At 40.5% G+C, this 16,106-nt stretch carries 16 protein-coding genes; 10 read left to right on the forward strand and 6 right to left on the reverse strand.

Going from position 1 to position 16,106, the window contains the following annotated elements; all coding sequences use genetic code 11:
* The first annotated feature begins 33 nt into the window (after positions 1-33).
* The 4 genes from GQR93_RS13280 (at position 34) to GQR93_RS13295 (ending at position 4,679) form a co-directional block, all read left to right on the forward strand.
* On the forward strand, positions 34-603 hold the full coding sequence (locus GQR93_RS13280; protein ID WP_225430341.1) for a PadR family transcriptional regulator: 570 nt from the start codon (positions 34-36) through the stop codon (positions 601-603).
* Positions 587-2,161: an MFS transporter gene (locus GQR93_RS13285; protein WP_003550472.1), complete on the forward strand. Its 1,575-nt coding sequence runs from the start codon at positions 587-589 to the stop codon at positions 2,159-2,161. Before GQR93_RS13280 ends, GQR93_RS13285 begins: the two co-directional genes overlap by 17 nt.
* A gap of 195 nt (positions 2,162-2,356) precedes the next feature.
* The gene (locus GQR93_RS13290) at positions 2,357-3,274 is read left to right on the forward strand and encodes an NADP-dependent oxidoreductase (protein ID WP_003550474.1); all 918 of its coding nucleotides are present in this window, start codon (positions 2,357-2,359) and stop codon (positions 3,272-3,274) included.
* Between the two features lie 553 nt (positions 3,275-3,827).
* On the forward strand, positions 3,828-4,679 hold the full coding sequence (locus tag GQR93_RS13295) for a hypothetical protein (RefSeq protein ID WP_003550475.1): 852 nt from the start codon (positions 3,828-3,830) through the stop codon (positions 4,677-4,679).
* Positions 4,680-4,811: 132 nt separating this feature from the next.
* Here the strand turns inward: GQR93_RS13295 and GQR93_RS13300 are convergent, their stop codons facing one another.
* From GQR93_RS13300 to GQR93_RS13325, 6 genes are all read right to left on the reverse strand, one after another.
* On the reverse strand, positions 4,812-5,141 hold the full coding sequence (locus GQR93_RS13300) for a hypothetical protein (RefSeq protein WP_035444132.1): 330 nt from the start codon (positions 5,139-5,141) through the stop codon (positions 4,812-4,814).
* 194 nt (positions 5,142-5,335) lie between these two features.
* Positions 5,336-5,527, reverse strand: coding sequence for a hypothetical protein (locus tag GQR93_RS13305; protein ID WP_003550477.1), 192 nt, complete (start codon positions 5,525-5,527; stop codon positions 5,336-5,338).
* Positions 5,528-6,194: 667 nt separating this feature from the next.
* A complete protein-coding gene (locus GQR93_RS13310) occupies positions 6,195-6,773 on the reverse strand; it encodes a hypothetical protein (RefSeq protein WP_003550479.1) in 579 nt (192 codons plus the stop codon).
* Between the two features lie 117 nt (positions 6,774-6,890).
* On the reverse strand, positions 6,891-7,199 hold the full coding sequence (locus GQR93_RS13315) for a hypothetical protein (protein WP_003550480.1): 309 nt from the start codon (positions 7,197-7,199) through the stop codon (positions 6,891-6,893).
* A 359-nt stretch (positions 7,200-7,558) separates the two neighbouring features.
* Positions 7,559-8,101: a hypothetical protein gene (locus GQR93_RS13320; RefSeq protein WP_225430343.1), complete on the reverse strand. Its 543-nt coding sequence runs from the start codon at positions 8,099-8,101 to the stop codon at positions 7,559-7,561.
* Between the two features lie 604 nt (positions 8,102-8,705).
* Positions 8,706-9,491, reverse strand: a complete 786-nt coding sequence (locus GQR93_RS13325) for a carbon-nitrogen family hydrolase (RefSeq protein WP_003550484.1) — start codon at positions 9,489-9,491, stop codon at positions 8,706-8,708.
* Between the two features lie 218 nt (positions 9,492-9,709).
* Here GQR93_RS13325 and GQR93_RS13330 point away from each other — a divergent pair, with 218 nt between their 5' ends.
* From GQR93_RS13330 to GQR93_RS13355, 6 genes are all read left to right on the forward strand, one after another.
* Positions 9,710-10,666 (forward strand): GRP family sugar transporter, encoded by a 957-nt coding sequence (locus GQR93_RS13330; protein ID WP_003550486.1) that lies wholly within the window; start codon positions 9,710-9,712, stop codon positions 10,664-10,666.
* 533 nt (positions 10,667-11,199) lie between these two features.
* On the forward strand, positions 11,200-12,075 hold the full coding sequence (gene scrK / locus GQR93_RS13335; protein WP_003550488.1) for a fructokinase ScrK: 876 nt from the start codon (positions 11,200-11,202) through the stop codon (positions 12,073-12,075).
* Positions 12,076-12,180: 105 nt separating this feature from the next.
* Entirely contained in the window at positions 12,181-13,293 is a 1,113-nt protein-coding gene (locus GQR93_RS13340; RefSeq protein WP_003550490.1) for an NAD(P)-dependent alcohol dehydrogenase, read from the forward strand.
* Positions 13,294-13,311: 18 nt separating this feature from the next.
* On the forward strand, positions 13,312-13,698 hold the full coding sequence (locus GQR93_RS13345) for a VOC family protein (RefSeq protein ID WP_003550491.1): 387 nt from the start codon (positions 13,312-13,314) through the stop codon (positions 13,696-13,698).
* Between the two features lie 79 nt (positions 13,699-13,777).
* Positions 13,778-15,124: a glucose-6-phosphate isomerase gene (locus GQR93_RS13350; protein WP_159298809.1), complete on the forward strand. Its 1,347-nt coding sequence runs from the start codon at positions 13,778-13,780 to the stop codon at positions 15,122-15,124.
* 15 nt (positions 15,125-15,139) lie between these two features.
* Entirely contained in the window at positions 15,140-16,093 is a 954-nt protein-coding gene (locus GQR93_RS13355; RefSeq protein WP_035444135.1) for a GRP family sugar transporter, read from the forward strand.
* Positions 16,094-16,106: the final 13 nt, after the last annotated feature.

A 16,106-nucleotide genomic window follows, 5' to 3' on the forward strand; every position in this document is an offset into this window, starting at 1 on the left:
GATAAGTCGCTTCGACATATTAGGAGGAAAATTTTGTACGAATTATTAATTTTAGGTGTCCTGACGTCACGGGATATGTCCGGTTATAAATTACGGATCATACTGGAAAGCAGTTTGGTCCCCAGGCGGGAGATCTCAAACGGCGTGATGTATCCTCTACTGCGAAAATTAGCCAATAAAGGATTTATTGAATTCATTGAGGATGATCATAATCTCAGAAATAAAAAAATGGCTCATATCACTTCCGCGGGAATTGAACGTTTTCGCCAGCTAATGAACGACACCGTCTCACGTGATGCCAAGCGGGAATCAATTTTTCGCTTTAAGTTTCGCGCCATGGCCGGCGTCGATTCAACGACGCAGGAACAAATTTTAGATGACTTCGAGGCCGCTGAACACAGTGATCTTAAGGTCTATCAGGAAGTCCATCATCATTTACACGCCAAACTCGACGATCCAACCGCCAATCATCCCTATATCATTTGGGCGATTCGTTCTTTGGACCTTAGTCTATCGATTTGCCGAGCAAAGATTAAATGGATTAAAAATTGTCGTCAGAAAATCAATGAAGATAGGAAGCGTTTAAATGGACAAACAAAGTAAATCAAAGCAATGGATCGCACTACTTGCGATGGGTCTCGGTGTCTTCATGGGGCTGTTGGACGTAACGGTTGTCAACGTAGCGCTCCCAACAATGGCACGTGGCTTCAACACAACTTTTACAAATCTCCAATGGGTGTTAAACGCCTATACCCTGGTTTATGCCGTTACTTTAATGATCATGTCAAAATTAGGCGATATGTATGGTCGAAAAAAGGTTTTCTTAGGATCACTGATCCTGTTCGTGATTGCTTCGGCAATTAACGGAATGGCACCCAGCCTGTTTATCCTGGACATAGGTCGAGGTATTCAAGCAATCGGTGGTGCCGGAATGATGTCACTTTCAATGGCACTGGTTGCGTCCAACTTCGAAGGTAAGCAACGTGGCTTGGCCCTTGGGATCCTTGGTTCAATCATTGGTGTTTCATCAGCGTCCGGTCCTTTAATCGGTGGCTATCTGGTTGAACACTTCGGTTGGCCGGCCATCTTTTACGTCAACGTTCCCTTTGGAATCATTGCGGTCATTCTGACCATCTTCTACGTTGCTGAAACACCGAGTTACGGGAAAAATCATAAAATCGATTTAGTCGGAATGATCCTTTCCGCAATCGGATTATTTGCAATTATTTATGGGTTGATTGTCAAAGAAAGTCATCCCCACTGGTCATGGCTTGATTTTCGGGTAAGCGGCCTCCTCATCGGCGGTGTAATTGTCATGGTCATTTTTGTTTTGGTCGAGTTACGGGTTGAAGATCCCATGATGGATATCAAAATGTTTAAGCGGCCTCATTTCCTCGGTACAATTGCCGTGGCTTTTGCTTTAGGTGCCGGAATTTACGCTTACAACGCATTTTTAACTGCTTTAATGCAAAATTATATCGGTTATTCAGCCGTTCAAACCGGAGTCAGACAACTGACAATCAGTGCCTGGTCACTTATTCTGGGTCCGGTTGCCGGGATTCTCAGTGCGCGATATTCGAAGAAATGGATGATTGTGGTCAGTTTACTGATAGGTGGTCTCGGCTTCTTCTCGATGGCAAAGGCAATCAGCCCCACCGTTAGTTTCGTTGAACTCTGGCCGGGAATGGTCCTGATGGGACTGGCAAATGGGATGGTCAATCCATTGCTAAATACAGCCGGAATGGAAGGCGCTTTGCCAAATGAAATGGGAATGGTTTCCGGATTATTGAATGTCTTTCGTCAATTTGGAACAACTGTTGGTGTTGTTGGTCTGGGACTCATTCAAGATGCCCAATTTGAAAATTATTTAAACGCCAACCTTCACCACATTTCAATGCCGACCCAGGCACTCAATGGTATTAAAGAAGCTTTAATTAATGCCGGTCCATTCTCCGGCCACAGCATTGCCTTTTCATCCCGAATCGAGAAAGCACCATTTGCCCATGCATTACAACAGGTTGTCATTAAAGCCTATGATAATGGTATGGCCGCCGTAGCCATTACGTCAGGGGTTATTGTTGTCCTTGGTGCTATCGGCGCCGCATTCCTCATGAGAAATCGGATGGCAACTCAGGATATCGAATTGAAACAGCCTAAATAGGAAATCATTCTTTATGGAATTTGGGTTTTAAACCCATTCTAATTTTTACTGATTTAAAAGGTCCATCGATCGTCGCGTCGACCCAGCAACAGACAATCGCTTTGTCCACTGCTTGGCAGGGCAACTTGCTTGCTCTTGGTTGTGTTTCCGCTTACAATAACCACGTTATCAACAGTTATGAGGAGGCGGAGATTTATGAAAGCATTTGGGTATGATCATCATGGTGCTCCGGACGTATTTCAAACTTATGACATCCCGACACCATCTCCTGCAGCAGATCAATTGTTAATTCGGACAATCGCAATCGGCCTTAACAACCGTGAAAGAGCAGAACGGGCTGGTGGTTATGGTAGTATTGGTTCACCGGTTATTCCGGGACGTGATGTCGTCGGCGAAGTTACCATCGTTGGTGGGCGCGTTTCTGGCTTCTCAAAAGGAGATTTAGTCCTAACCCACACCGAACACGGCTATGCAGAGTTTGTCCTTGCAGACCTGGACGCCACTGTTAAAGTACCGGATGGCATTACACCAACCAGAGCCGCCGGTATGATTACCCCTGGTTTAACAGGTTATAAAGCCGTTAAGTTTTTTGGAAACGTTAAGGCCGGTCAAACCGTCATTGTAAAAGGCGCTTCCGGCGGTGTTGGCTCGATTTCCGTTCAGATTGCAGCTGATCTCGGTGCAAATGTGATCGGAATTGCATCCAGTCACAATGAAGATTTTGTAAAGTCAATTGGAGCCAGTCAATTTGTTGCCTATGATCAAAGCGATCCAGCAACGGTATTAGCTGATCAGGGAGACGTTGTCATTAACAGTGCCATGAATGGTGCCGGAACGGATGACGATATCGCAATGGTTAAACCAAACGGCACTATTGCCAGCGTTGCGCATGAATCACCAACGACAGATAAGCCCTTAAAATTTGTCCACATTCATCCAACAAATGACATGACGGATCGGGAAGCTTTACAAGCCATCGTTGATTTGATGAGGGATGGTAAATTAACCGTCAACATTGGCTATACGTTGCCATTTTCACGTGACGGATTCGTCAAGGGCCATCAACTATTGGAAGAAAAACATGACGGTCGCGTCATCATTGTGAATGAATAATAGTTTTTTATTTAAAAGGCACCTCATAGTGGTTATTATTAATGAAAAATAACCGCTATGAGGTGCCTTTTGTCTGTTTTATTAAGTTGCTACTGATTGTTTAAAGGTTGCCATCAAATGGTGAAAAATTGGTTTTTGATAATTACCGCTTTTGTGATGCGGATAACAAAAAAAGCTCAATTGACTGCTAGGCTTAATTCGTCATGATAAAATAATAGTGTGGCTATCCCCCTAGCCACATTTCCCCGCGTGCAGTTTGCATGCAATAGTTGCTCCCCGCGTTTTTTTATCGTGGGGAGTTTTTAACTCTACAAAGGCTAAAACGTCATGAGCCCTTTATTTTAATGAATCTCAGTGCACTAATCACTGTTTTTCCGTCAAAACAGCCTCAATGCTCCCAGAAGATGTTGAAAAGCCATTGATGTTTTTACTTTAAATACCTCTAATTCAAAATTCACAAACTATAATCTATTAGCCGATTTCGCTACAATAGAATTTGGCACTAGGTAGCACTAGGTATAAAAATACGTTGTTTTCAGAAAGGAAAGTTCACATGAACAAACTCAAATTAGTACTAATTCTACTGACAACAATTGTCAGTTTTGCAATTGTCACAGCTGGCAACGCCGAGGCCAACCAACTTCCAGCTAATTATTCATTCAACTATCATAAAGCTCAAGTTGGTGCGGTGCCTTATAAAGCCAAGTCAGCCTCACAATCAGCCTACTTATGGAACTATCGTCACACTAAACGGCTTCACAATATCAAAAATTATGCTAATTCAAATTGGTATGTTTTTTACGCAAAAGCCAAAAAATATAATAACAAGCGAGCGGTTTACTATTATGTTGGTGCCAGTGCCAATTTCAAAATTAAAGGTTGGATTTGGAGTGGCTACCTCACCCGTTTACTAGCTAAGTCGCCTGCAAATTTTAACACGGAATCGACATTTATCAACTATGTTAAAACTGATCGATCGCAAAGATTAGCTAGAGCAATTCTAAAGCTATTCCCTAATACTCAGCTTAAACTGGATTTGTCCAAAGCCGCAGCCACAAGTGGAAATTGGAAACCCACTTTAGATCCAAATTATACCAACTATATCAACGTGAATGATTTGAAGCCTGCCGGATCAACCCAAGTAAGCGATGATATAATGTGGTATTTAAGCAAAACTGCCGGAAAGCCTATCACCCAAAGAGTTAACCATGTTAAGCGTATTTTAAATGAGAATGGGTATCCAGACGAAAAGCGGAAGAGTATGGACCATTACTATATCGGGATTGCTTCTTTTGACGGCGCTCAAGATGGTCCTGAATCGTACTTCACCACACCTTATCCATCCGTTTTGTTAGATGACAGTCAAAATAATAGTACCTTGATATACTTGGCCACTGCTAAATAACTATTTGTATATTAAAAAATAATTTGCTAGTTTCGAAAGCAGTTTATTTTCACCAATTGTCAGGTTACGAAAACCACCTCATTAAATAGGCAAATACACCTACAATTTACCAGTCTTGAACTTTAATGACCCTCATTTTACAATATCGGGCTGTGGGGTTGCTGTATAAAGAAATGAATGATGTTGAATTCGATACATCCCCACCAAAAAATTGCCGCTTGCAGAAGAATACTGATCCTTCTTCGAAATACTATAAATTGTGGTATTTAAATAACGGCTGTAATCTTTATCATGATACGGGTTACAGGTTATGGCCATAACAGGATGACCATCGTGTATCATACGCAAGCAAACAGCGTTTCTGGGTGATGTAGACAACGAAACGATACAAATAATTAAAAGGATGATCACTGACAAAAATACTTTTCCCAACTTCATAATACTTTTGTCTTTCGTTTTCAATGTCTTTAGATCTCCGCTTTAATTATTATCCGACTTTAATGCCATATGCTACTCTCGCGTTCACCAGGGCCTATGTATATTGCTTTCCCCCATAGATTCTTTCACATATCATTACAAATGCGGACCTGATCAGTCAACACACTTACATCAGCCTTTTGAAATAGGATACATTCTTCATTTTCAATTTTACGATGCTACTTTTTAGATGATTTTTTTGCTGTCCATCCTTGCCATATAATGACGACTAATGCGAATAAATAGAATATTCCTCCAAGGATATCAGAAAAATCAAATGCCAGCCTATCATTATAAACAATCGCAAATCCACCGATAAATATTGGTATTAACCATGCCCACTTACTCATTAGAAAATCATGCATTCTCATATATATCACCCTTTCCAGCGTTGCACGCCTGAGTATATGGTTTGAGTATTACCCATTTTCTCATCTTTTTTAACTTTTAGGATTAAGATTTACCGGAAAGCAACAAGTGTGGCCAAGATAATTAGTCATACGCCAACTACCATATGAATTTTAGAAGTATCGCATGGAAAAAGGGAGCGCTGCGCCAGCAAGAATAAAGTATCAAACGATGACAACCACGATAACTATAAGTATGATAACAACAATTTTTGTGAGTCGCGTCATCTACAACACCCCATATCATAAATTTTTTGTTGGAATAAAAAACGTGATAATCCCAACTAAAATTTCGATCATAAAAAAGGGGAACATAAAATAGTAATCTTCAACAATTTGATAGATAACTGGCACCAAGTTACAAATAATCAAAATTGAAGACAAAATCCTAACTACTATTTTGTTTACTGGAAATAAATATATGCTTCCGACAATAACGGTCACCCCCGAAGCCCCGATTATATAGTAAATAATCGATGTCAGCGGAGGCAATGGATAAGGGCCAAGCCCAAAAATCCCAAGAAATCCATTAACACAACCGAGAAAAATTAATATAAAGCATATTAGAAATCTATACGGATTCTTCATAATTACCAAACTTCCTATAAAATAAGCCAGACTTTTTTAATGTTCACAGTGATAGCGCTAATATTTTCAATATAAGCAACACGGCATAAATCAACACCAGCATTTTCCATTTTGATAAAATAACTTCTTTAAGCGCTAACCACCAGTTAATATAAAATGATTGTGTATGATTGTACTGCAGTCGGTACTTATAAGTATCCTTTAGTCTGCCAACCAGTAAGAGAAGTGCCACTTGAAGCACAGCCAGCATAACGCAGTACAATGCATAAATGGTAAAAGGAAACCAATCATTCATTTGGATAGGAACCTTCATTATCGTAGCCGCCAACGGCATGACTCCGACCGTTAATTGTCCGGAGCCGATCACTGAGAGAAAGAGTCCGGAAAACAGATAGGTCGGCAATAGACTTAAAATCAAAGTTGGGATAATGAGTTTAATATTCCAGGCAAACCAGGAAAGCAATCCACAGAGTAAATAGGTAACACTAATCTTTTGTTCACCTGGTAACACTTGAACACTCGGCTGATCTAGAAAAATCATAGTGATTTGAATGACGGAAAGTGTAACCCATAAAATTATAAATGGATTTCTTCTTGCTTTGGCAAACAACTGTGAAAACATCCCAATCCCCCTTGTATCAAAAAAGGCTTGATAACGCCAACTTGTTAAAAAACAATCAAATCCAGCTTCATCATGAAGCTTTAATAGTCAAAATATTCAGACGATAAATCATCTCGTCTATATAATGTGTTCAGCAAAATTAAAGACAACATACTTTTGAACTTTAAAATTATAGACTTCGTATGAACCGTCAAATGATGGGTAACCATATCGACTCTGAATAGAATAAGCCGGTTTTCTAAAATATTTTTCAGACTTAGAAAAATACTTGGGATGACATTTCAGTGCAGTAATCGGATGCCCATCTATAGCAATCCGTAACCGAACAGAGTCTTTGGGAAACAAAGACAGGATCATGATACAAATAATAAGGATAAAGAACACGCCAGCTAGAAACTTTACCAATTTAATAATCCATGATTTCAAATGCCTCCATCCCTTTTTTTGATTTTAAAATGCCAGATTTTTCATCCTAAAAGCTTTCTCAACAATACATTAACAATCACGCAAAGAACGACGAGGTCAAAAATAATGGCGATCCAGTAACGTCCTTTCACTACTCGTACCAGATCAACCCCCATATATACTAGTGCAATGCAAAAGAAGGGTATATAGAATTTAGGAACCAATAAATACAATACAAAAAGGATAACTGCAATTAAGCCTCAATAGGCTTCGAACCCGTTTCGTATTTTCTTGATAATTCAAATCACCCGCTTAAATCAATAGTTGAATGGCATCTAACCTCAGATAACTTATTTTTTATTTGCGATGATTAAGCAGCATCATTTCGTCCATTTCCACGTTGGATTCCACCCCACCCCTTTACTTAGGTAATGGAAATGATTAATTTTTGCAAGGTAATAAGAATTATCGTCATAATACTGAATCACAAATTGCTTTTTTCTTTGCGGAACATAATAACTGTAGCCCGAATCAAACGTGTCGCGGAAACTGTTGTTGACTATTCTAGTCGTATGAGCTTTTACTACTACCGCCTTCTTTGGACGCTGAACAACGTCATCATAAAATCGATATCCCGTTATATTTGCAAACCAAAGTTTTGAAAAATAAAAACGCACATTATAGTCACTATTATTTTGAATTTTAGTATCATAAACAGCTACACTGCCAAAATATTCATGATATTTTTTTGAAACACGGGTAAGCTTTTTATTAAATCGAAAATAAAAATTAATATGATCATCCCTATTGGATCTTGCAAACACACCATAATTAACGGTAGTTGCCGCAAAAGTTGTTGGAATTTCATATGACACTCCCAACATTAATCCAAAAATCAATAATCCCCTTTGAATCCCCTTCATCAATATCCCCCCAAAAAATGTGATCAGAGATATGACGTCCCTGTGAAACATCCTTAATTATGTTGTAATCCAATCGGCCCAATTCGTCAACACAGTTTTGTAATGATAATACACATTAACGATTAATATCATATTATGATTTATATCTGTTTTATATCACTCATAGTGAGTTTATGACACTAGGAACCTATGTATACAAAATGGGGAGTTGTGCTATTTTTTCCTTACCAAGAATTACTTTTTAAACAATTACGTTCATGGTTGACCACAAATGTAACACTCAGCTTTATTCAACGACAATGAAGAGAAAACAACATAAATAACTGCGCATCCGGTATCAATTCATATAAGAAACTCCCTAACCTGTTGTTTATCAGCGCACTAAAAAACATCTGCGTAACAGTTAGTCCTATTTACCAAGAAATAGCTGTTATCCAGATACTTTAACTAATTAAAGCTAACTACTACCGCCATACCGAGGATAAAATGAGGCGATACTTTCAAAACGTCTGAAAGTATCGCCCTGTCCTCGTTCACCAGCAGAATAATTTTCTCAACTGTTCTTTAGTCAAAAATTTTACTCACTTCGACGTTAATTTAACAACTATCTATACAATTCCGGTCGTCGATCAGCAAACACCGGCATAAACCCACGAGCATCATCGGTCTCGTTTGTCTCTATCGTAACCGTCTTCAGCTGAGATTGATCGTTTAATGTCAGCAGTTCATCTCCCAATGGATTATAAATCCCGGAATGACCACCGAAATCATTATCGGGATCACTGCCAACCCGATTGACGGCTACCACAAAGCTCTGATTTTCAATTGCCCGGGCGGCTAACAAGCGTCGCCATTGAGGCATTCTAACGGTCGGCCATTCGGCTGGTACAAAAATGATTCGACTATCATCCAAACTCAGTGTTCGTAGCCATTCCGGAAAACGAATGTCATAACAAATCACGCTTGTTGCATTAATACCCTTAATTTGAAAATGATCTTCTTCATGTCCGGCAGACAAATATTTGTCTTCACGCATCAAGCCAAATAGATGAACCTTTTGGTAACTGGTTAACTGTTTTCCATCCGGACCAAATATATATGTTGTATTATAATAAGCGCCGTTATGTGCTGTAGCCACAGAGCCGCCGTGAACAATCAATTGATATTTTTTTGCAAGTTTTGCCAGTAACGTTTTGGCTCGCTGCCCATCGGGATCCGCGATTTGTGCAAATCTCGTCAGGTCATATCCGGTATTCCACATTTCCGGAAATACCACAATATCAGCATGTTCTTCAGCAGCCTGCTTAACTGCCGGCTCAATTTGAGCAAAGTTCTTATCCGGTTCCCCAAAGTAAATATCAAGTTGTGCGAGTGAAATTGTCAGTTTCATGAAGTGCCTCCTGCCTTATGTCAAAAACATGCCACATCATTCATTTGGTTCAATCAATAGGTTAACTGACCCAATCATGATCATTATTTAATTCATTATATGCCAAAAATCCGTTTATAACATAAGATCTTTCCGTCACTACAGGCCCTGCCTGTGATATAATCATTTTTGTCACAAAGCAAAAACAGGTAACGAGCTACTAAAAACGGGGGACTATTATGAGCATCAGTATATTATTAGCACTCATTCCACCAATCACATGGGGTGCAACCGGTATCATTGGAACTAAAATGGGTGGATCTGCCGCACAACAAACTTTTGGTGAATCATGCGGCGCATTAATTTTGGCACTTGGCGTCTACTTATTCTTTGTTATGCCAAACGGTATCACTGTCGACAGCAGAATCTGGTTAGTCGGGCTTTGCTCAGGCTTATTCTGGTCCGTTGGTACCGTCGGTCAATTTTTTGCCTATAAAAAAATGGGTGTGTCAGCTGCATTCCCACTGTCTACGGCCGGTCAAATCGTGTGTAACGCCTTAATGGCAGCTGCCGTTCTGGGAGAATGGACGACTTTAAACATGTGGTTCTTCGGCATTATCTCAATCGCTCTGGTTACGGTTGGTGCCCTCTTAACAGCCGCACGTTCAAAAGCGGAAAAGAAAACAGCGAAGAAACGCCCAAGCACTTACATGCAGGGACTATTCGCACTGCTTTTATCAACCATCGGCTTCATGCTTTACTTCGTCTTTCCAAACCTGCTCGTAAAAGTCGGCTTCATCAGCGAAAGAATCCATAACGCAAATAATGGTATCAATTACATGACCGCTATTGTCACCCCACAGGCAGTTGGTCAGGTTATTGGATCAGCATTGATTGGCTATTTTATTCTGCATGAAAAGCAATTATTGGGAAAACCAACTTTCAAAAATCTTGTAACCGGAATCAATTGGGGAATCGGAAACTTATTTATGTTTATTTCAGCCGCCAACCCCGCTATTGGCCAAGCAACCGCCACAACACTTTCGCAATTGGGAATCGTGGTCGGCACATTTGGGGGTATTTACATTCTTCATGAACGTAAAACCCCTGATCAAATGGTCAAAATTGTCCTTGGGTCAGTATTAGTCATTATTGGTAGTATTTTAATTACGAATTTAAAGTTACTGAGTTTGTAATCTAAACATATTGTTTAATTCTGTTGATTAGTTAAAAATCACGGATTTTGAACAATATTTTTTTATTTTTTTGTTTTTTGAAAGCGCAATCATAGACTAATCATTGATCTGCCGCCCTTTGTGATTCACAAGGGGGCTCAATATTTTCATCACTTATGACCGTCCTTTTTTAATTATAAAGCGTTATCTGTCAAGGAATAAAGCCAATAGCGTCAATTTGTTTATGACATGTCTGATTAGCTGGTTTTCACGAACTTTCATAGATTCTGGCATTGACAGGTTTTGGGTGAGATGCAATAATGTGCGTAAGCGTTTACTCAAACAACTTATTGCCTATTCTGATTTATCCCTTGTGTTGTAAAAATGAATCTGAGCTTTTATCAGGCTAATACTCACTTGTTAACAATTAATCCGAAATATACACAATCCCACCGCTTAATAAAATCAGCTTTTTGAGTAAACGCTTACTCAAAAAATCAAATGAGCTTATAAAGCCCATCAAAATATAATCAAATTTAATTGGAGATGATCATTTGCTGTTAGGCAGCATTGAGGCTGGCGGTACTAAATTTGTTTGCGCTGTTGGCAATGAAGATTTTCGTACCATTGACAAAACGGTTTTTCCAACCACTACTCCCGAAGAAACACTTCAAAAAACAGTGGCTTATTTTAAAAAGTTCAATTCATTAAACGCCCTTGCTATTTCTTCTTTTGGACCAATCGAAATAAGAAGGAATTCACCCAAATACGGTTTTATTACAAACACCCCAAAGAAGGGATGGGCAAATACCGATTTTCTTGGAACGTTAAAAAAACAATTTGATATTCCGATGTTTTGGACGACTGATGTGAACGGTTCTGCTTATGGAGAATACGTCATCGCTTCTCTTTTCAATGAAATGCTGGATTCACTCGTCTATTACACGATTGGAACTGGTGTTGGAGCGGGTGTCATTATTGATGGAAAGTTTGTCGGTACCCGGGGACATACCGAGATGGGCCATGTTTATCTAAGACGCCATCCAGATGATCTGAGTTTTAAGGGTATTTGTCCTTATCATGGTGACTGTTTGGAAGGATTGGTTTCTGGTCCAACATTTGAAGCCCGCACCGGCAAAAAGGGACAGGACGTTCCGTTAACAGATCATGTCTGGGATATTATGGCTTATTACGTTGCTCAAGCGGCAATTCAAACTACTCTCGAACTACGCCCCAATCGAATTATTTTTGGTGGTGGGGTTGTTAGTGAACCATTTTTGCAAAAAGTAAGAGAACAATTTGCAAAGTTACTAAATGGATACGTTGAGGTTGGCCCATTAAATGATTACATTAAGATGCCAATGGCTAAACATAATGGTTCAGCAACCATTGGTGACTTCGCGTTAGCGCTTCGAGAATATAACAAATAAACTTATTAATTCATTCAAGGTGGTGATACACGGTACTTAAATACACAACCTAACTTACGTCATGTTTTTATACTATTTTAATTATCTACTAGGAGGATTTTAATCATGGACATTAAAGAACGAGTTTCACTTCCAAATATTACTAAGGATAACTATCCCGACACGACCCGTAGTGCTGTTCTCAACAAAGTATTTGATATTGAATTAAAGGACACCCCACTTCCACCAATGAAGCCAACGGATGTATTAATTAAAGTTATGGCCGTTGGTATCTGTGGCTCGGATGTTCACTACTACGATACCGGTCATATTGGTGACTTTGTGGTCAAGAAACCATTGATTTTAGGTCATGAAAGTTCCGGTATTATTGTTGCCACTGGAGATGAAGTAACTGATCTCAAACGGGGAGATAGAGTCGCAATTGAGCCCGGTGTTCCTTGCGGTCACTGCAGTTATTGTCGCGAAGGCAAATACAACCTCTGCCCTAAGATGCAGTTTATGGCTACCCCGCCAGTCAATGGTGATCTTTCAGAATTGATCACTTACCCACAAGATTTTGTCTTTCCAATTCCCGATGACATGCCCTATGAAATTGCTGCTTTAAATGAGCCATTTTCCGTCGGCATTCACGTATGTCAAAAGTTGGATGTCAAGCCTGGAACGACTGCTTTTATTTCAGGAGCCGGTGCAGTTGGTCTTTTAGCTATCCTGGCTTTCCGCCAATTTGGCGTTGATAAAATTATTATCAGTGATAGTGAAGACCTTAGACTTAAAACCGCTAAGAAACTTGGTGCTGATGACGTTATCGACATTCGTCAGGAAGACTCACTCAAGCGTATTAATCAGCTAACTAATGACGAGGGTGTCGACTATGTTATGGATGCTTCTGGGAATCCATCTGCTGAGCGTGAGGATCTCCGAACTCTAAAACGCGGTGGTAAACTCGCATACGTTGGCGTTCCAACTACGGATCAAGTCCCATTGGATGTTCCGTTTATGACTGATCATGAAACCCAGATTTTTGGTATTTTCCGCTATGCCAACACCTATGCATTAGGCGTTAAAATTTTAGCAAAACACATGGATGAGCTTGAGAACCTCTTAACTAACTATTACAGTTTGGATCAAACTAAAGAAGCTCTTGAAAAAACACGTACAGATAAGGCCGGTTCATTAAAAGTTGTTATTTATCCAAATGAGCAACTACGTCAAAATTAAAAATGGGTGACAAGACAAATGATCAAGGATGATATCACAGGAATTCAACACGTTGGAATTCCTTCAAAAGATTTAGATAAAACAATTGCTTTTTATGAATCACTTGGTTTCGACCAGGCCGGTTTGTTCCACAACGGTGAAAATCGTTGTGCGTTCATGAGGTTTGGCAACCTGACCATCGAAACATGGGAAGGTGATCCGGTGGCAATGAAGGCCGGCGCTATTAACCATATTTCATTGAATACACCGGATGTTGAAAAAGCCTTTGCCGATGCCAAAGCACAAGGTTTGAACTTGGTTGACCATGAAATTCAATCAATTCCTTCCTTCTGGGAAAAAGGCATTCGTTATTTCAATATTCTTGGACCAAATCAAGAAACCATCGAATTTTGTCAAATATTATAGTTAATCTTAATAAAGATGCCATTTTGAATAACATAAACATGGCATCTTTATTTATCCAAATTTACTTAAAGGAGTTGTAATGATGCATATTTCATTTGACAGTTCAAAATTATCAAAATTCGTCCATGACAACGAATTGGGCGAAATGCAGGCTATGGTCACCGCTGCTGATGCCGAGGTTCGTCAAGGCACCGGTGCCGGCAGTGATTTTCGGGATTGGTTAACCCTGCCCAAAGACTATGACAAAGCCGAATTTGCCCGTATCAAACAGGCAGCTAAAAAGATTCAGGGCGACTCCAAGGTTTTAGTTGTCATCGGAATTGGCGGTTCCTATCTGGGAGCCAAGATGGCCGTTGATTTTCTCAACGATACCTTCTTCAACTACCTGCCCGACGACCAGCGTGAATTCCCTCAGGTCTTCTTTGCCGGTAATTCACTCAGCCCGTCGTACGTCTATGACCTGCTTCATCTCATTGGCGACCGGGACTTCTCCGTTAACGTTATTTCCAAGTCCGGTACCACCACGGAACCTTCCATTGCCTTTCGAATCTTCAAGGACAAGCTGATTCAAAAGTATGGTGCCGAAGGGGCCAAGGAACGAATTTATGCGACAACGGATAAAGCTCATGGCGCTTTGCGCCAAGAAGCCGATGCCAACGGTTATGAGACCTTCATCATCCCTGATGGTGTCGGTGGCCGTTACTCCGTACTAACACCGGTCGGTCTCCTGCCAATCGCCGTTTCCGGTGCCAGCATCGATGACCTGATGAAGGGCGCCGCTGACGCTGCCGACGCTTATACCGATCCGGATTTGACCAAAAACGAAGCCTATCAGTACGCTGCCTACCGGAATATTTTATACCGCAAGGGCTTCACAACCGAATTGCTGGAAAACTATGAACCCAACATGCAGTACCTGGCTGAATGGTGGAAGCAATTAATGGGTGAATCCGAAGGTAAGGATCAAAAAGGGATCTACCCTTCATCCGCCAACTTCACGACTGATCTGCATTCCTTAGGCCAATACATCCAGGAAGGTCTGCGAAACTTAATGGAGACCGTTGTTAAGGTTGATCATCCCAACCACGATGAGGATATTCCCAAGGAAGCGGATAACCTGGACGGTTTGAAGTATTTGGAAGGCCGAACCATGGACTTTGCCAATACCAAAGCTTTTGAAGGCGTGGTCCTGGCCCATACCGATGGTAACGTTCCGAATATGAGTGTTCATATTCCGGACCAAACCCCTTACACCCTGGGATACTTGATCTACTTCTTCGAAATTGCCGTTTCAATTTCCGGCTACTTGAATGGCATCAACCCATTCAATCAGCCCGGCGTTGAAGCTTACAAGACCAACATGTTTGCTTTGTTGGGCAAGCCCGGTTACGAAAAATTAGGTAAGGAATTAAATGATCGTCTCTAATTAAGGGGTACTGATATGAGTATTTTAATGGCTTTAATTCCTCCCTTAACATGGGGAGCGGTCGGCATCATTTGTACCATCATGGGTGGATCCGCCGCCCAACAGACCCTTGGAGAATCCATGGGTGCTTTAATTTTGGGGTTGTTAGTCTACTTCTTCTTTGTTATGCCACAGAGTATCCAGGTCACTTCCCACATATGGCAAGTAGGCTTTTTCTCGGGCATTTTTTGGTCCATTGGCACAGCCGGGCAATTCATTGCTTTCAAAAAGATGGGGGTCTCGGCAGCCTTACCCATTTCAACTGCCGGCCAAATTATTTCAAATGCGCTGATGGCTGCTGCCGTACTTGGCGAATGGATTACTGTTAGCATGTGGCTTTTTGGTTCGATTTCGATCGCACTAATTACAATCGGAGCGCTACTAACATCAGCAAGATCCCATTTGGAAAAACAACGAAAGGAAAAGAGATCTCCAACCTACATGCAGGGAATAGTTGCCTTAATCATTTCAACAATCGGGTTTATGTTATATTTCGTATTCCCAAATTTATTGGTAAAAACGGGATATGTCAGCGAGTCTGTTCATAATGCCAATCATGGTATAAATTATATGACTGCCATTGTGACACCCCAAGCATGTGGTCAGGTAATCGGATCTATTCTAATCGGTATTTTTATTTTTCACGAAGGTAGACAATTGTTTGCCAAGCCAGCTTGGCGAAACCTTGTTACAGGACTCGATTGGGGAATTGGCAACTTATTCATGTTTATTTCTGCGGCAAGTCCATTGATCGGTCAGGCAATGGCTACAACCCTATCGCAAACCGGTGTTGTTATCGGGACGTTCGGCGGTATTTATCTTTTACATGAACATAAAACATCAGATCAGATGATACGGATTATCATTGGATCAATTTTGGTCATTGCCGGAAGTATCTTAATATCCAACTTAAAAATTTTAACGATTTAAACCATAAAGAAAC

It is taken from the genome of Lentilactobacillus hilgardii, from assembly GCF_009832765.1.
Lineage (GTDB): Bacteria > Bacillota > Bacilli > Lactobacillales > Lactobacillaceae > Lentilactobacillus > Lentilactobacillus hilgardii.